At 71.1% G+C, this 16,094-nt stretch carries 13 protein-coding genes and 1 riboswitch; of the genes, 7 read left to right on the forward strand and 6 right to left on the reverse strand.

The features are described 5' to 3' along the window. Positions 1-13: 13 nt before the first annotated feature. Both IEZ15_RS07305 and IEZ15_RS07310 read left to right on the forward strand, forming a co-directional pair. Positions 14-1,282 carry a hypothetical protein gene (locus IEZ15_RS07305; protein WP_189275376.1) on the forward strand — a complete coding sequence of 423 codons (1,269 nt, stop codon included), beginning with the start codon at positions 14-16 and terminating at the stop codon, positions 1,280-1,282. Between the two features lie 126 nt (positions 1,283-1,408). Beyond that, positions 1,409-1,927, forward strand: coding sequence for a DoxX family protein (locus IEZ15_RS07310; protein ID WP_189275123.1), 519 nt, complete (start codon positions 1,409-1,411; stop codon positions 1,925-1,927). Between the two features lie 156 nt (positions 1,928-2,083). Here IEZ15_RS07310 and IEZ15_RS07315 read toward each other — a convergent pair whose 3' ends face one another. Further along, positions 2,084-3,421 carry a PspC domain-containing protein gene (locus tag IEZ15_RS07315; protein WP_189275125.1) on the reverse strand — a complete coding sequence of 446 codons (1,338 nt, stop codon included), beginning with the start codon at positions 3,419-3,421 and terminating at the stop codon, positions 2,084-2,086. Between the two features lie 203 nt (positions 3,422-3,624). Between IEZ15_RS07315 and IEZ15_RS07320 the strand changes: the two genes are divergently transcribed. Next, positions 3,625-4,923: an ATP-binding protein gene (locus IEZ15_RS07320; RefSeq protein ID WP_189275127.1), complete on the forward strand. Its 1,299-nt coding sequence runs from the start codon at positions 3,625-3,627 to the stop codon at positions 4,921-4,923. After that, positions 4,907-5,602 carry a LuxR C-terminal-related transcriptional regulator gene (locus IEZ15_RS07325; RefSeq protein WP_114246169.1) on the forward strand — a complete coding sequence of 232 codons (696 nt, stop codon included), beginning with the start codon at positions 4,907-4,909 and terminating at the stop codon, positions 5,600-5,602. The genes IEZ15_RS07320 and IEZ15_RS07325 overlap by 17 nt, the downstream gene beginning before the upstream one ends. A gap of 1 nt (position 5,603) precedes the next feature. On the opposite strand, the gene IEZ15_RS07330 is transcribed toward IEZ15_RS07325, so the two are convergent. Next, complete coding sequence (locus IEZ15_RS07330) at positions 5,604-6,377, reverse strand: GNAT family N-acetyltransferase (RefSeq protein WP_189275129.1); 774 nt, start codon at positions 6,375-6,377, stop codon at positions 5,604-5,606. Between the two features lie 75 nt (positions 6,378-6,452). Next, the gene (locus IEZ15_RS07335; protein WP_189275131.1) at positions 6,453-7,499 is read right to left on the reverse strand and encodes a C40 family peptidase; all 1,047 of its coding nucleotides are present in this window, start codon (positions 7,497-7,499) and stop codon (positions 6,453-6,455) included. 353 nt (positions 7,500-7,852) lie between these two features. On the opposite strand from IEZ15_RS07335, the gene IEZ15_RS07340 reads away from it, so the two are divergent. Beyond that, positions 7,853-8,206, forward strand: coding sequence for a hypothetical protein (locus IEZ15_RS07340; protein WP_114246172.1), 354 nt, complete (start codon positions 7,853-7,855; stop codon positions 8,204-8,206). 81 nt (positions 8,207-8,287) lie between these two features. Here the strand turns inward: IEZ15_RS07340 and IEZ15_RS07345 are convergent, their stop codons facing one another. Further along, a complete protein-coding gene (locus tag IEZ15_RS07345) occupies positions 8,288-9,445 on the reverse strand; it encodes a C40 family peptidase (RefSeq protein ID WP_189275133.1) in 1,158 nt (385 codons plus the stop codon). Continuing rightward, positions 9,444-9,609, reverse strand: a riboswitch (cyclic di-AMP (ydaO/yuaA leader). It overlaps the preceding gene by 2 nt. Positions 9,610-9,866: 257 nt before the next feature. On the opposite strand from IEZ15_RS07345, the gene pcrA reads away from it, so the two are divergent. Next, complete coding sequence (pcrA, locus tag IEZ15_RS07350) at positions 9,867-12,305, forward strand: DNA helicase PcrA (RefSeq protein ID WP_189275136.1); 2,439 nt, start codon at positions 9,867-9,869, stop codon at positions 12,303-12,305. A gap of 50 nt (positions 12,306-12,355) precedes the next feature. On the opposite strand, the gene IEZ15_RS07355 is transcribed toward pcrA, so the two are convergent. Both IEZ15_RS07355 and IEZ15_RS07360 read right to left on the reverse strand, forming a co-directional pair. Beyond that, positions 12,356-13,894, reverse strand: coding sequence for a M23 family metallopeptidase (locus IEZ15_RS07355; protein WP_189275138.1), 1,539 nt, complete (start codon positions 13,892-13,894; stop codon positions 12,356-12,358). 250 nt (positions 13,895-14,144) lie between these two features. Further along, a complete protein-coding gene (locus IEZ15_RS07360) occupies positions 14,145-15,044 on the reverse strand; it encodes an esterase/lipase family protein (RefSeq protein ID WP_189275140.1) in 900 nt (299 codons plus the stop codon). A 432-nt stretch (positions 15,045-15,476) separates the two neighbouring features. Here IEZ15_RS07360 and icmB point away from each other — a divergent pair, with 432 nt between their 5' ends. After that, positions 15,477-15,890, forward strand: coding sequence for a coenzyme B12-dependent isobutyryl CoA mutase small subunit (icmB, locus tag IEZ15_RS07365; protein ID WP_093899677.1), 414 nt, complete (start codon positions 15,477-15,479; stop codon positions 15,888-15,890). Positions 15,891-16,094 lie beyond the last annotated feature (204 nt).

Here is a 16,094-nt window from a genome sequence, read left to right on the forward strand (position 1 = left end):
GGCGGCGTTCTCCGTGGCGTTGGACGAGGCGAGGGCGAGCAGCATGCACGGCGGCGGCTGCACGTGCGGCGACTGCCCGCACGGGGCGCGCGAGGGCCACCGGCGTGCGGTGGCCGCCTTCCTGGCCAAGCGGGACGAACTCGCCGCAGGTCAGGGGCTGCCGCCCGGGGTCGCCCAGTCCGCCTCCGCGACCCGCCAGTGGGTCTCGGACGAGCTGACCCAGTCCGCCAGGACCGTCGCCGAACGGGGCCGGGAGGCGGGCGACGCCTGGCTGTACCGGGTGTGGCGGCGCACCCTGATCGCGGTGTGGGGGAGCGTCGCCGTGCTGGTCGTCGCCGAGGCCACCACCGCCATCGGTGCGGGCTGGACCAACGCCCGTACGGCCGGACTGGTCGCCGGACTCGTCACCGCGGGCCTGCTCACCGGCGCCGCCCATGTCCACCGGGCCCGCGGCGGCCTCCTCGCCCCGGTGATCGGCGAGGACAACCGGCTCTCCACCTCCCGGGCGGTCGCCGCGTCCTGGGTGCTGCTCGCGGTCTTCTCCGTACTCGTGCTGGCGCTCCAGCTGGCGGGCGCCTCCGGCCACGCCGAGCGTGACGAACTGATCGAGGGACTGGATCTGGCCAGGGGCGCCGGGGTGGTGACCGTGCTTGCTCTGGTGTGCGCCGTCGCCGTGGTCGTGCGCCGGGTAGTGACCGTACGGGCGCTGTCCGGGCGGCTGCAGAAGCTGCGGGCCGACCGGCCGCGCGCCGCCGATCTGCTCACCGACGACTCAGGGCGGGGCAGCTTCACGGATGTGCAGTACGTACTGGTGAGCACCGTCGCCGTACTGTTCGCCGCTGTCCGCCTCGCCCGCAGGCCCGAGCAGCTGCCCGACCTGCCCTGGGGTCTGGCGCTGCTGGTCACCGTCTCGGCGCTCGCGTACTTCGCCGGGAAGTACGCGGAGGGCGGGCGCCCTGTGGTGCTCTCGGTGGTCCGGGCCCGGGAGGCCGGGGATCTGGACGCGCCGATCCGCACCGGCGACGACATCGAGATCCGTGGTGCGGGCTTCGTGCCGCCCGGTGCCGGGGCGCCGGACGGGCTGGCCCGCATGGTCGTCCGGATCGGCCGGGTCCATGTGCATGTGCCGCTGATCCCGTTGACCGGCGGCTTCGCCAACCCGACCGACAGCGTGCTCACCGTGCCGGTACCGGTGGAGGTGGAACCGGGGCTGGTGGAGGTACAGGTCGTGACCGCTGCCGGGGTGGAGGCGAACCGGGTCGAGATCGATGTGACGGACTGACTGCCGCAACCCGTGTCCGGCTCAGGGGTGACGGATACCCGCCGACCGGACGCCCCACCAGGTGAGCCGGGCGTCCACCGCGTACGTATGGTCTGTTGATGCGTCTACGGAAGGTGGGGCAGCCACATGCAGGACATTCAGAATTACGGCACGACCGTACGCGGTCTGGGTGAGCCGAGAGGGCTCAAGGAGCTGGCGCGGGAGCATGCCCTGCTGCCGCTGCGGATCTTTCTCGGCGTCACCTTCATCTACGCCGGGCTCGACAAACTGATGGACAGTTCCTTCTTCCGCGCGAGCGGCGCCGGCTCCATCGGCGAGACGATGCACGCGGTGCGCGACTCGTCCGCGATCCCGGCCCTCGTCGATCTCGCGCTGAAGAACCCCGGCGCCTTCGGGTACGCCATCGCCATCGGTGAACTCGCCGTCGGCATCGGCACCCTCATCGGGCTGTGGGCACGGCTTGCCGCGCTCGGCGGGGCGCTGATCTCGCTGAGCCTGTGGCTGACCGTGAGCTGGCAGGTCGATCCGTACTACTTCGGCAACGACCTGGCCTACCTCATGGCCTGGTCGCCGCTGCTGCTCGGCGGGGCCGCGGCGTTCTCCGTGGACGCCTTTCTCGCGTCACGACGGCGACGGATCATGTAGTTCACCCAGGTCGCGGTGGCGGCCAGCCAGAGGCCGCCGAAGAACAGCGGGAAGAAGAAGACCCACGGGGCGTTCCAGACCCCCGCGGCGTCCGCCGCGTATCCCGCTGCCAGAGCGAGCATGACCAGGCCCGCCACCGCCCGCCCCGGACGGATCTCATGACGCAGCACGGGTGACCTCCACCTGTCCGATGCCGACTTCGAGAGTGAGCTCGACCGTGCCGGCCGGTTTGCTGCCCGGGGGCGGCGGAAGCGTCCTGCGCTCCCGCTGCGACGGATCCATGTCCACATCGCGCTGCCGGCCGTCCGGCGCATCGCCCGTCCGGCTGACCGGCAGTGTGATGTTGCCGAAGCCCGCCCGCGCGTCCACCGTCACCGTCACCGCCTTCGGCACGACGACGACGGCGCGGCCAGCCCCGACGTTCACCCCCGTACGGACGGTCTCGCCCCGGGGAACCGCGATCTCGGTGAGGTCCAGCCGTGCCACCCCGGAGCCCAGTTCGTAGTGCGGCCGGACCGCCGCCACCGAGGCCGGCTGCCAGCCCTCGCGCACCCACTGGGTGGTGATGTCCTTCGGCAGCGCGGACGCACCCGCCAGCAGGGCCGCCGTGATCATCGACAGCATGACCGTGCCGAACCCGGTCCGTCCGAGGAACGCACTGACCAGCATTCCGAGCCCGAACACCGCGAGCGCAGCGGCCAGACCGATCTGCAGACTCGTGCCGAACGGCTGGGAGTCCCAGCTCAGCCCCGTGCCCAGACCGCCCGCGATCAGCGCGAACAGGAATACGAGACCGCCGATCGAGGCCGGGCCCCGGGTGCCGGCTTCCTGCGGGGGCGCGCGGAACGGGTCCTGAGGCGTCGCCCCCCCGGGGCGTACCGCCCGGCCGTCGAGCGCCGCATCGGCCGGACCCCACAGATAGCCGGGGCCCACCGGACCCGAGGTGCCGTCCTTGATGATCGGATCCCGCCACCACGACGGGCTGCCCGGCGACGGCGGAGCCTTCACCTCGGGCGGCGCGTCCGCCACCGCCTGCGCGGTCGCAGGATGCAGCGGGTCCTCGGGGGCCGCCGTCCTGCGGTTCTGCGTCCAGACGGCGAAGCCGACGACCGCGAGCGACAGCATCGCGGAGAACGCCAGCGTGCCGCCGTTGCCCAGCATGGAGAGGAACAGCCCGCAGCCGATCAGCGCGAGCAGCACCGCGATCAGCGACGCACCCTCGACGCGGCCGGACAGCAGCCGGCGCGCCTCGTTCTCGTCCTCACCCTCCAGAGGGATCAGCAGCCAGGCGAAGCCGTAGAAGATCAGCCCGATGCCGCCGGTGACGGACAGCACACCGAGCACGATCCGGAAGATCACCGGATCGACGTCGCAGTACCGGCCGAGCCCGCCGCACACCCCGGCCATGACTTTGTGCCGCGGGCTGCGCCGCAGCTGCGGTCCCGGTCCGGCGGTCGGTGCGACACCGGGGGAGGCGTCCTGGGGAACGGTCATGGCTCCATGGTGACGGGCCGGGCGCCCGTCCGGGACCCGCACCGACCCTGGCCGATCCCTGATATTGGCCCGGCGGTCCCCTGGGGGAGACAACCAGGTACCGGTCCGGTGGCCCTTGAGGGAGGCGCCCCCGCGCACTCTCAGGGTCGAGTCGGGGGCGGACCCTGATGCCGTCGCCCGTACGGACATGTGACGATCGGGTCATGCCAGCCGCCACGCCCCGAGCCACAAGCTCTCTCAACGCCGACCCGGAAGAGCCGGCGCTGCGCAAGCTGTACCGCAGCGCCGACGGACGGCTGCTCGGCGGCGTCGCGCGCGGTCTCGCCGGGCATCTCGGTCTGCCCGTCGCCTGGGTGCGGTTCGTCTTCCTCGGCCTGTTCTTCGCGGACGGCCTCGGCGCTCTGCTCTACGCCGTGTTCTGGATCGTCGTCCCGCTCGGTGTCGGTGGTGTGGAGGCGCCGCGCTCCGTCTTCGAGACCGCTCCGGACGGCAGACGCCGCCTCCGCAAACCCGACAGAGGCCAGGTCTTCGCCCTCATCGCGCTGTTCATCGGCGCCATCATCTTCGTCGGCAACGTCGACATGGGCAGCGAGGCCGACCGCTACATCTGGCCCACGCTGCTGATCGGCGCAGGTTCCGTACTGGTGTGGCGGCAGGCCGACAACGCCCGGCGGGCCCGCTGGATGGAAGTCGGCAACCGCCGCCGGGTCCTCCACTTGGCCCGGGGGCTGGCCGGGGTCGCCCTGGTCGGCCTGGGCCTGGCCGTCTTCATGGTGGTACGCGGGTCCGCGGCCCAGCTCGGCAACGTCCTGACCGCCGCGATCGCCGTCCTCACCGGCATCGCGCTGCTGGCCGGCCCCTACCTCGTACGCATGACCCAGGACCTCTCCGAGGAACGCACGATGCGCATCAGGGCCCAGGAGCGCGCCGAGGTCGCCGCCCATGTCCATGACTCGGTGCTGCACACCCTTACCCTGATCCAGCGCAACGCGGAGGACGCGGGCGAGGTCCGCAGACTGGCCCGCGCCCAGGAGCGCGAACTGCGCAACTGGCTGTACAACCCCGAGGGCACCGGCAAGGACGAGGACGACGAACCCGAGACCCTCGCCGAGGCGGTCAAGCGCGCCGCCGCCGAGGTCGAGGACAAGCACGGCGTTCCGCTGGAGGTCGTCGTCGTCGGCGACTGCCCGCTGGACGAGAAGCTGGCCGCGCAGATGCAGGCCGCACGCGAGGCGATGGTCAACGCCGCCAAGTACGGTGGCGAGGGCGGCGCCGTGCAGGTCTACGCCGAGGTCGAGGGCCGCACGGTCTTCGTCTCGGTGCGCGACCGGGGCCCGGGATTCGATCTGGATTCCGTACCGGGGGACAGAATGGGCGTACGAGAATCAATCATCGGCCGGATGCAGCGCAACGGCGGTACGGCACGGCTGCGTTCGGTGCCCGGCGGGGGCACGGAAGTCGAGCTGGAGATGGAGAGGGCGAGCGATGACCAAGACCACTGAGGCGATCGGGGGCCCGGAGCGCCGGGTACGGGTCGTGCTCGTCGACGACCACCGGATGTTCCGCACCGGCGTCCAGGCCGAGATCGGCCGCACCGAGGAGACGGGCGTCGAGGTGGTCGGCGAGGCCGCCGACGTCGACCAGGCGGTCACCGTCATCACGGCGACCCGCCCCGAGGTCGTCCTCCTCGACGTCCATCTGCCCGGCGGCGGCGGCGTCGAGGTGCTGCGCCGCTGCGCCCCGCTGATGGGCGCCGCCGAGAACCCGGTGCGGTTCCTGGCGCTGTCCGTCTCGGACGCCGCCGAGGACGTCATCGGCGTCATCCGCGGCGGCGCCCGCGGCTATGTCACGAAGACCATCACCGGCACCGACCTGGTCGACTCGGTCTTCCGGGTCCAGGACGGCGACGCGGTGTTCTCGCCCCGGCTGGCCGGCTTCGTCCTCGACGCCTTCGCCTCCACGGACGCGCCGCCGGTCGACGAGGACCTGGACCGGCTCACGCAGCGCGAGCGCGAGGTGCTGCGGCTGATCGCCCGCGGCTATGCGTACAAGGAGATCGCCAAGCAGCTGTTCATCTCGGTGAAGACGGTCGAGTCGCATGTCTCGGCGGTGCTGCGCAAGCTCCAGCTGTCGAACCGGCACGAGCTGACCCGGTGGGCGACGGCGCGGCGGCTGGTCTGAGTCAGCCGGCCGCAGGGTCGGGGCCGAGCGAGATGTTCAGCTTCTCGCCGACCCGGCGGTAGCCGATCCCCGCGTAGATCCGCTCCACATCCGCGTCGCCCGGCTCCAGCCACACCACCCGGCAGCCCAGCTCGAAGGCGGTAGTGGTCAGGTGTGCACAGAGCGCGGCGCCGATGCCGCGACGGCGGAACGCGGCGGCGACGGCGAGGCCGGTCAGCTCGCTGAGACCGTCGTCCGGGACCGAGCAGCCGCCCGCGCCCGCCGGGACGCCGTCGACGGTCGCGAGGGCTGCGACCCCGCCGCCCCCGGCCGCCTCGCGCAGCCAGGCCGCCTCGCCGCCCTCGGGCTCGCCGGTACCGCCGTAGCCGTGGTGCTGGACGAGTGCCGCGGCGCCGAACTCCGCGTCGGTGACCGGTTCGGCGATCACGAGGGAGTCCACCGGCTTCGGCGGCAGCAGATCGGCGGGGGCGCAGGCCATGACCGGTGCCCGGTTCTCGACGGTGAACCCGGCGGCGAGCAGCGCGGGTTCGACGGCGGGCGCCCAGCCCGGCAGATACTCCAGCCGCGGCATCCGGTCACGCTCGCGGAACGCCGCGATCAGCGCGTCGAGGTCCTCGGCCGTCGGTTCGGCGTCCTGGTCGGGTATCGCGTAATTGGCGTACTTGAGCGACCAGCCGGGGTTGTACCGCACGGTGAAGGGGCCGATCCGGAGATGGTCGGGGGAGCGCAGGGCGAGCGTACGGGCATGGACCTGGACCTCGACGTCCATGGGCATGTGGGGTGTCCTCCGGTCGGCTGAGCGATGGCGGGCCGTTCCGACGGCGGGCTGATCCGTATCGGAGTCGGGAGCCTATGCCACCCGGGTCGCTCCGGCGAAGGGCATCTGGTCGATCGGTGCGATCCGGACCGGCGCTCCCGGGCGCGGGGCGTGGATCATCTGGCCGTTGCCGATGTAGAGCCCGACGTGGCTGACGCCGGAGTAGAAGAACACCAGGTCACCCGGGGCGAGTTCGGAGCGCGAGATGTGCCGGCCTGCGCTGATCTGCGTGTACGTGGTCCGGGGGAGCGAGACACCGGCGGAGCGCCAGGCGGCCTGGGTGAGCCCGGAGCAGTCGAACGAGGACGGGCCGGTCGCGCCCCAGACGTACGGCTTTCCGAGCGCCCCGTACGCGAACGCGATGGCCTCGGCGGCACGGGAGTTGGGAGCCTGGACGGGGCCGCGTGCGGTGCTGCGGTCGGTACGGCCGGCGGAGCGCGCGCTGTCCGAGCTCTCGTAGGCGGCGCGCTCGGCCGGGGACAGGGTGGCGAGGAGCCGCTGCGCGTCGGCCAGTTTGGTCCTGATCGTCGCCTTGTGCTTCTTCAGCTCGGCCTGGCGGGATGCCAGCGCGGCCAGCTTTCCCCTGGCCTGCGAGCGCAGCTGGGCGATCCGGGCGACCTGCCGCTCCACCCCGTCGACCTCGGCGGCCTGGCGGTCGCCGACCCGGTCCACGTAAGAAGCCCGCTCCAGGTACTGGTCGGGGTCGGAGGAGAGCGCCAGCTGTACGGCCGGGTCCAGGCCGCCGGTGCGGTACTGCGCGGCGGCGAGGGAACCCAGTGCGTTGCGCGAGGCGTTGAGGCGCTCGGTCCTGCGGGCCGCCTCGTCGCGCAGGGTGTCGACGGCATCGGCGGCGGCGGTCGCCTTCTCCTTCGCGCCGCTGTACTGCTCGGTGGCGACTTCCGCGTCGTGGTACAGCCGGTCCACCTCCGCCCTGACCTGGGCGGGGGTGAGCTGGGGATCGGCGTGTGCGGAACCTGGCAGGGCGGCAGCGGTGGCGGCCCCGGCGATGGCGAGGGTGGCTGCGGTGCGGGCAGCAGAGCCGGTGTACGGGCGCTGCTTGGGTTTCCGGTGCGCTGCCACGGGGGCGTGCGTCCTTCCTGGCGACTGCCCGCCGGGGACTACCGGCGGGCCCGCCCGAGGTCCGGCGGCGGGTCACCAACAGGGGGAGCGGCCCGCCGCCGGATCTCTCGGCGGGGTGACCGGTTCGCCGTCCGGGTGCGGAGCGGCCGTGAAGTCGGTCACCTGGGTAGGGACGCTAAACCCGGGGCACGGGGAAGAGTCGTAATGACGACTATTGCCCGAATTTGGCGCGGCGTTGTCGTTGATTGCTCGGAAAAATTGCACCAGAGTCAGGCAATTGGTGCAGCTGTGAGTGAACAGGAAGTCGCACCTGCCTGCGGAGTGGTGATATGGCCGGGGCTAGGCTGCGGACCATGGACGTACTCATCAATGTCTTCGTCGCCCTGCACATCATCGGTATCGCCTCTCTGCTGGGCGGTTTCCTGACCCAGATGAAGGCGATGGGCGCGGGCACGGCCCGGTTCGTCCCGGCGATGCTGCACGGCGCACTGACGATGCTGGTCACCGGTGTCGCGCTGGTCGGGCTCAACGAGGCCGACGGCCACCACGTGAACAACATCAAGATCGGGGTCAAGCTGCTGCTCCTGGTCGTGATCCTCGCGCTCGTCTACGTCAAGCGGGACGAGGAGAAGGTCGACAAGGGCGCCTTCGCGGCGGTGGGCGGGCTGACGCTCGCCAACATCTTCATCGCCACGCTCTGGACCTGAGCCGGCCCGTGCCGCCCACGCTGCCGGACGCGCGTGGAATTCAAGCCCGTCCGGCAGCTGAAGGCGTAGGGGTGTGAGCCGCTACGACGGCCGCACGCTGCCGTGGATCGGCATGTAGTAGATCGACTCCTCGCGCACGTTCGCTCCCGGCTTCGGCGCGTGGATCATCATTCCGTCGCCCTTGTAGATGCCGACGTGGCTGATGTCGTCGTAGAAGAAGACGAGGTCGCCCGGCTGCAGATCGGCCGTCGCGATCCGGGTGCCTGTCTTCACCTGGTCCCAGGTGGTGCGCGGGATGCCGACCCCCGCTGCCTTCCAGGCGGCCTGGGTGAGCCCGGAGCAGTCGTACGAGGACGGGCCCGTCGCGCCCCACACGTACGGCTTGCCGATCTGGGCAGCGGCGAAGGCGAGGGCCTTCTCCGCCTTGGTGGTGGCACTGCTGTCCGAGCCGGTTCCGGTGCTCGTGCCCGTACCGCTGCCGGATCCCGTCTCCTTCGCCGCTTCCGCGGCCTTGCGGTCCGCCTCCGCCTGGGCGGCGGCCTGCTGTCGCGCCAGCTCCTGTGCCTTGCGCTTGGCCTCCGCCTCCTTCTTGCGCTCCAGCGCCGCTAGCCGCGCCTTCTCCTCGGCGGTCAGTTTCGACAGCATCGCGCGTGCCTCGCCCAGCTTCTCCTGGACGTTCCGCTTGCTGGTGCGCAGCGTGGTCTGTGTCGAGGTCAGCGTCTCCAGGCTCTGTACCGCTTCGGCACGCTTCTTCGACGCCTTGGCCTGCTGCGTACGGAAGTCCGTGACTGCCTTCTGCTGCTGACCGGTCATCCGGCTCATCAGCTGGCTCTCGTCGAAGTACGACTGCGGGTCGTCGGCCAGGAAGAAGGTGGTGCTCGGCGCGATGGAGCCGGTGCGGTACTGCGCGGCCGCGTAGGCGCCGAGCGTCCTGCGGGCGTCGTTGAGCTTGTCGGCGCGCTCGGCCACGTCCTCCAGCAGGGCGTCGACCTTGGCGCGCTGGGTGGTGGAGGCTTCCTTCGCCCGGTTGTACTGCTGGGTCGCGGTGCCCGCCTGCCGGTAGAGGTCGTCGACCTTCTTCTGGACGTCCTCGATGCCGGGCTTCGGGGCGGGGGCGGCCGTGGCGCTCTGTGCGGAGAGCAGGGTCACGGACGCCAGTGCCGCCGTGGTGAGCCCTACGGCCGGTGTGGTGGTGCGCACCCGGGTGCGCGGTTTGCGATGCGACGCCAAGGCCGGCATCTCCTTCCGTGGACCGCCTGCCGGGTTAGCTGTCGGGTTCGGGCGGAACGGAAGGCTGCCCTACGGTCCGAGTGGGGGATAAGGACCGATTCACCCCGGTGCTGCGTGTGGGTCCCCGGTTCCGAACTCCCGCGAGGGCAGGACGGATTCGGCGCGGGCGCCCGCTCGGCGTGGTTCGCCTCAGGGGGTACGGGCCGCCCGGTCGAGCACGCTAGCCAACCCGTGGTGCCGCTGTGAAGGTCGATGTTCGATATGTCCGATACGTTTTCGTGACCTCGATGAAGTGGGGCGGCAAGGGCCGACGAGGGCCCGAATTCCCTTACACGGAGTGGGTGGCCGCTGCCTTTGTGTGCCCGGTCGGCGGGTGCGGTTCGCCATGCGGCCGTCGTGTGTCGTTGCGGCGGCCTAGACTCGACAAGCGATGAGCAGCCTCTTTGACGACAGCTTCCTGGCCGGCCTCCAGCACTCGGAGGAAGAGCCCCCGCCACCCCCCGAGGACTCCGTACCCGAAGCGGTGCCGGAGGACCTCTTCGCGGGCGTATTCGACGGGCCCCCGCCGCCCAGGGACGCGTACTACCGCGACGGCGCGCACCGCCCCGTCATCGACTCCGCGGCGCTCCTCGACGGGCTGAACACCGAGCAGCGCGCCGCCGTGGTCCACGCGGGCTCCCCGCTGCTCATCGTCGCCGGGGCGGGCTCCGGGAAGACCCGGGTGCTGACCCACCGGATCGCCCACCTCCTTGCCGAGCGCGGGGTGCACCCCGGCCAGATCCTGGCGATCACCTTCACCAACAAGGCCGCGGGCGAGATGAAGGAGCGCGTCGAGCAACTCGTCGGACCGCGCGCCAACGCCATGTGGGTCATGACGTTCCACAGTGCGTGCGTACGCATCCTGCGCCGCGAGTCGAAGAAGCTCGGCTTCACCTCGTCGTTCTCGATCTACGACGCCGCCGACTCCAAGCGACTGATGGCCCTGGTCTGCCGCGATCTCGACCTCGACCCGAAGCGCTTCCCGCCGAAGGCGTTCACGGCCAAGGTCTCCAACCTGAAGAACGAGCTGATCGACGAGGAGACCTTCGCCGGCCAGGCCGCGGACGGCTTCGAGAAGACCCTCGCCCAGGCCTACGCGATGTACCAGTCCCGGCTGCGCGAGGCCAACGCGCTGGACTTCGACGACATCATCATGACGACGGTCCATCTGCTTCAGGCCTTCCCCGACGTCGCCGAGCACTACCGCCGCCGCTTCCGGCACGTCCTGGTCGACGAGTACCAGGACACCAACCACGCCCAGTACACCCTCGTGCGCGAACTGGTCGGCCCGGCCGGCGAGGGCGACGCCCCCGCCGAGCTGTGCGTCGTCGGTGACGCGGACCAGTCGATCTACGCCTTCCGCGGCGCGACCATCCGCAACATCCTCCAGTTCGAGGAGGACTACCCGAACGCGACCACGATCCTCCTGGAACAGAACTACCGCTCCACGCAGACGATCCTGTCCGCTGCCAACGCGGTCATCGAGCGCAACGAGAGCCGCCGCCCCAAGAACCTCTGGACGAACGCCGGCACGGGCGCCCGGATCACCGGCTATGTCGCCGACACCGAGCACGACGAGGCGCAGTTCGTCGCCGACGAGATCGACCGGCTGACCGACGCGGGCAACGCCAAGGCGGGCGACGTCGCGATCTTCTACCGTACGAACGCGCAGTCCCGTGTCTTCGAAGAGATCTTCATCCGCGTCGGACTGCCGTACAAGGTCGTCGGCGGCGTGCGCTTCTACGAGCGCAAGGAGGTCCGGGACGTCCTGGCCTACCTCCGGGTCCTCGCCAACCCCGAGGACACCGTCCCGCTGCGCCGCATCCTCAATGTGCCCAAGCGCGGCATCGGTGACCGTGCCGAGGCGATGATCGACGCGCTCTCCATGCGCGAGAAGATCACCTTCCCGCAGGCGCTGCGCCGGGTCGACGAGGCGTACGGCATGGCGGCCCGGTCGGCCAACGCCGTCAAGCGGTTCAACACGCTGATGGAGGAGCTGCGCACGATCGTCGAGTCCGGCGCGGGCCCGGCGGTGGTCCTGGAGGCAGTGCTGGAGCGCACCGGCTACCTCGCCGAGCTCCAGGCATCCACCGACCCGCAGGACGAGACCCGCATCGAGAACCTTCAGGAACTCGCCGCCGTCGCCCTCGAATTCGAGCAGGAGCGGGGGGAGGAGGAAGGCGCGGGCACGCTCGCTGAATTCCTGGAGAAGGTCGCGCTCGTCGCCGACTCCGACCAGATCCCCGACGAGGACGAGGACGGCTCCGGTGTCATCACGCTGATGACGCTGCACACCGCGAAGGGCCTCGAATTCCCGGTGGTCTTCCTGACCGGCATGGAGGACGGCGTCTTCCCGCACATGCGCGCGCTGGGACAGGTGAAGGAGCTGGAGGAGGAGCGGCGGCTCGCGTACGTCGGGATCACCCGGGCCCGCGAGCGGCTCTATCTGACCCGGGCGGCGATGCGCAGTGCGTGGGGGCAGCCCTCGTACAACCCGCCGTCGCGGTTCCTGGAGGAGATCCCGGACCAGCACCTGGAGTGGAAGCGGACCGGGCCGATGGCGGCCCCGGCCGGACCGACGTCGGGGATCACGTCGTCGCTGTCCTCGTCGCGTGCCCGGTCGGGCCCCTCGGGCTTCGCGACCCGGCGCACCTCGGACAGGCCGACGGTCACGCTGGTGGTCGGGGACCGGGTCACGCACGACCAGTTCGGGCTCGGCACGGTCACGGCGGTCGAGGGCGTCGGCGACCAGGCGAAGGCGACGGTCGACTTCGGGGACGAGCGGCCGAAGAAGCTGCTGCTGCGGTACGCACCGGTCGAGAAGCTGTAGTCCGGTGGCCGGGCAGGCGGCCGGGGCAGTTGCACCGGCCGCCGGGTGGCTCAGGTCGGGTCGAGGCCGTGGCTGCGGAGCCAGGGCAGCGGGTTTATCGCCGCTCCGCCCCCGGGCCGTACTTCGAAGTGCAGGTGCGGGCCGGTGGAGTTCCCTGAATCCCCGGAGTACGCGATCACATCGCCGGCCTTCACCGGGCCGGAGCGGATCCTGGTGCTGCTGAGGTGGCAGTACCAGGTCTCGGTGCCGTCGGCCATGGTGACGATGGCCATGTTCCCGTAGGCGCTGTTCAGTTGGGTGCGTACGGTGCCGTCGGTCGCGGCCATCACGGGCGTGCCGTACGAGACGGGGAAGTCGATGCCCGTGTGCGAGGACATCCAGTTGACGCCCGCCTGGCCGAAGTACGCACTGAGGCCGTGCTGTGCGACCGGCAGGAGGAATTTGGGGCGCAGCGCCTCCTTGCGGGCGGCCGCTTCCTCGCGCTTCTTCTTCTCGGCGGCCTGCCGCTCCCTCAGGTCGATGCGTTCCTGGGTACGGCTGGCGCGGTCGGCGAAGTTCTCCGCGTCGGCGCTGAGGTTGGCGAGCTGGGTGTCCAGCTTGTTGTTGGCGGCCACCGGCTTGACGGAGCCGGGGTCGGCGGCCGCCATCGTGGTGTTGTTGTCCTTCTTGTCCTCGCCGCCCAGTCCGCTGACGGAAGCCGCGGCGATACCGGCCACGCTCATCACGCAGGCGGAGGGAACGGCGACGGTAAGGAGCGCGGAACGCTTCGCGGGGGAACGCCGCCGACTGCGACTGCCGCCGCCACCGCTGCGGGATGCGGGGCGGCTGATGGGGCGGTGGGCGTCGGGCGCGGCGTCGGCCGTGTCATCGGCGGCGGCTTCGCGCACGTCGGTGTCGAGGTCGGCCTCCGCCCCCGTCTCCGTCTCCGCCCCCGTCTCCGGGAGGCTGAACTCGGCGGTGCGGTGGGGTTCGTACGGGTCGAAGGAGTCCTGGTCGGTATAGGACTCGTACGACTGGTGCGCCTCTTGTGCTTCGTGTGTCGCCGGCGCCTCGTGCAACATTTGCGTGGTTTGCGCGGTCTGCTGTTCCTGCTCGGGCGTGGCGCCGGTGTTCCAGGCGGTGGCGTCGTACGCGCCGGTGTCGTACGCGGCCGTGCCGGTCGTCGCCCACTGGCCGGTCTGGTACCAGCCGTTGGTGTCCCACTGGCCCGTGGCGTCCGGGGCGCCGCCCTGTGCCGGAACTTCGGCGAAGGTGGCGGTAGCGGTGGCGGCCGTGGTCACCGCCGTGCCGTAGTCGGCTCCGGGCGTCCAGGTGGCTGTGGTGTCGTACGTCGAGTCCGCGGCGTACTGCTGCTGGGGCTCCGCTGCGTACGGGGCGTAGGCGTCGTACGAGGTGGTGGCGTGTGCACCCGTGTCCCACTGCGTGGAGTCGTACTGGCCGCTGTACTCGGCCTGGCCGGTGTCGTAGCCGCTGCCGTACGTGCCGTCGTAGCTGCCGGGAAGGGAGCCGAAGAGCGGGTCGCTGCCGAAGCCGCCGGTGGCTTGGCTGTCGTACCCGGCGTACCCGGCGTGGGGGTGCTGGTCGTTCACCAACTTCTCTCTCGCCTCGGCAGCAGGACCTGTGGTCTGGGGTCCGGCGGAGGGATCCCAGGGGAAGCAGTGGCCGCGACTGTACCCGGCGGTACGTGACGTCGACAATCTTCGGCAGGCTCGGGCGGCTCAGGAAACGGGCAATCGGCCGCCTTTCGACGGGCTGTCTACACAGCCTTGGCTCTATGTTCGAAACGCGTTCTATTTTTTGGGGCCTCCGGCGGAGTGGGGTGAGGCCGGGCCGGTCCGGTCAAGCCACCGAAGCTGCTCCTGCTTCTCCTGCTGTTCCGGTGGCTCCGGTGGCTTCGATCACCGATTCGCGGGATTCCAGCGCCTGCCGGACCGCGGCGGCGACGGTGGGGTGCACCGGGAGCGCGAGATGGCCGATGCCGCTGACGCGTACGTTCAGCGCGTCGAGATCCGGATGGTCGATGCAGGCCGCCTCGGCCGGGACGATCACCCGGTCCAGCTCGCTCCAGAAGCTCACGAACCGGGTGCGGCAGCCGGGCGCCGGCCTGCGCAGTTCCTCGATCGGCGCGGAGCCCGTACGTATCTGGCGCACGATGGGGTGAGCACTGGCCAGTGGGGCGACGGACGTGCCTCCGTGCGGTGTGCCGAGGGTGACCAGGGTGCGGACCCGCTGATCGCCGCCCAGCCGCTGTACGTAATAGCGGGCGATCAGGCCGCCGAGGCTGTGCCCGACGATGTCGACCTGATGGTGTCCGGTGCGGGCGCAGATCTCCTCGACGTGCCGCCCCAGCAGCTCGGCCGCCGTACGGATGTCGCAGGTCAGCGGCGAGTAGTTGAGCGACTCCAGATGGCGCCAGCCGTGCCGGGCGAGGGAGCGGCGGAGCAGGACGAAGACCGAGCGGTTGTCGATGAAGCCGTGCAGGAGCACGACGGGCGGCCGCTCGCCGCCCTCGGCGGGGAGGGCGGAGGTCCCGGCCGGGGCGGTGGGGGGTGTGGTGGTCGGTTCGGCCGGGCGCTGCGGGGGTCGCCGCTCCCCGGCGATGCCGGTGGGGTAGAGGAGCACATGCCCGGCGAGGACCACCAGCTCAAGAGCGGTGGCCTTGAGCAGCGCGGATGACAGCCGGGCGCAGCACAGACACGGCCGGCGCAGCGATAGGGGAAGGAAAGGCAGGACCTTCATGGCCGACCTCCTGCTTCGGCAAGCGGGGAGGCGGCTCCGGTCCCCGTATGCCCTCATGGGGTGCCGTTGCGGAGGTGCGGACGACCCGCCCGGCCATCCGGCAGGGGTTCGGCCCCGATTCGCAGGCCCCTGCTCACCGGTGGTGACCGGCGAACGGTCGGCCGACGGGCCCGATGATGGGCCCGGCAGCCCGTACCACCGTGCCGCGCGGCTGGCGGCGCGGTGGTACGGCGACCTCTTGGCGGCTCCCCTGGCGGCCGGTCCCGCACGGCAGGTGTGCCGCGTCAAGCGGAAACGGCGCCCGGTGAACATGTCCCACGTGTGATTTCCCCCTCCCCGTCCACCGCGAAACGGCGGGTTGCGGGATGCTGTCGATAACGTTCGTTCACATCCCCGGCCCTTCAGGCACGGGAGACGCATGTGGAGGCAGTGATGGGTGTGACCGGTCCGATCCGTGTGGTGGTGGCCAAGCCTGGCCTGGACGGCCATGATCGCGGGGCCAAGGTGATCGCGCGGGCGCTGCGCGACGCCGGTATGGAGGTCATCTACACCGGGCTCCACCAGACGCCCGAGCAGATCGTGGACACCGCGATCCAGGAGGACGCCGACGCGATCGGTCTCTCGATCCTCTCCGGTGCGCACAACACGCTCTTCGCCAAGGTGATCGAGCTGCTGAAGGAGCGCGAGGCGGAGGACATCAAGGTCTTCGGCGGCGGCATCATCCCGGAGGCGGACATCGCACCGCTGAAGGACCAGGGCGTCGCGGAGATCTTCACCCCGGGGGCGACGACGGCGTCGATCGTCGACTGGGTCAACGCTAACGTCCGCCACCACGCGGAAGCCTGAACCCTCCCCACCGCAGGGCAGCGGGCCGACAGGTCCGCCCGCCCGCCGCGGTGCACCGGGTGACGGCTGCGCGGGGGTGGCCGGCGGGGGCCGCGTGCCCCTGGAGCTGCTGGTGCCCCTGGAGCTGCTGGTGCCCCTGGAGTTGCCTGCCCGGAGTCACCGCCTGGGGCCGATGCTGCGGGCTGCGCCCGGGGCCGGGCGCCC

This window comes from Streptomyces atratus (assembly GCF_014648655.1).
In the GTDB taxonomy this organism is placed as follows: Bacteria; Actinomycetota; Actinomycetes; order Streptomycetales; family Streptomycetaceae; genus Streptomyces; species Streptomyces atratus.

Bases quoted from the DNA above. Each gene is read 5' to 3' on its own strand.
- IEZ15_RS07320 (WP_189275127.1), top strand. From the start codon at position 3,625: ATGCCAGCCGCCACGCCCCGAGCCACAAGCTCTCTCAACGCCGACCCG.
- icmB (WP_093899677.1), top strand. From the start codon at position 15,477: ATGGGTGTGACCGGTCCGATCCGTGTGGTGGTGGCCAAGCCTGGCCTG.
- IEZ15_RS07360 (WP_189275140.1), bottom strand. From the start codon at position 15,044: ATGAAGGTCCTGCCTTTCCTTCCCCTATCGCTGCGCCGGCCGTGTCTG.
- IEZ15_RS07345 (WP_189275133.1), bottom strand. From the start codon at position 9,445: ATGCCGGCCTTGGCGTCGCATCGCAAACCGCGCACCCGGGTGCGCACC.
- IEZ15_RS07310 (WP_189275123.1), top strand. From the start codon at position 1,409: ATGCAGGACATTCAGAATTACGGCACGACCGTACGCGGTCTGGGTGAG.
- IEZ15_RS07330 (WP_189275129.1), bottom strand. From the start codon at position 6,377: ATGCCCATGGACGTCGAGGTCCAGGTCCATGCCCGTACGCTCGCCCTG.
- IEZ15_RS07315 (WP_189275125.1), bottom strand. From the start codon at position 3,421: ATGACCGTTCCCCAGGACGCCTCCCCCGGTGTCGCACCGACCGCCGGA.
- IEZ15_RS07340 (WP_114246172.1), top strand. From the start codon at position 7,853: ATGGACGTACTCATCAATGTCTTCGTCGCCCTGCACATCATCGGTATC.
- pcrA (WP_189275136.1), top strand. From the start codon at position 9,867: ATGAGCAGCCTCTTTGACGACAGCTTCCTGGCCGGCCTCCAGCACTCG.
- IEZ15_RS07325 (WP_114246169.1), top strand. From the start codon at position 4,907: ATGACCAAGACCACTGAGGCGATCGGGGGCCCGGAGCGCCGGGTACGG.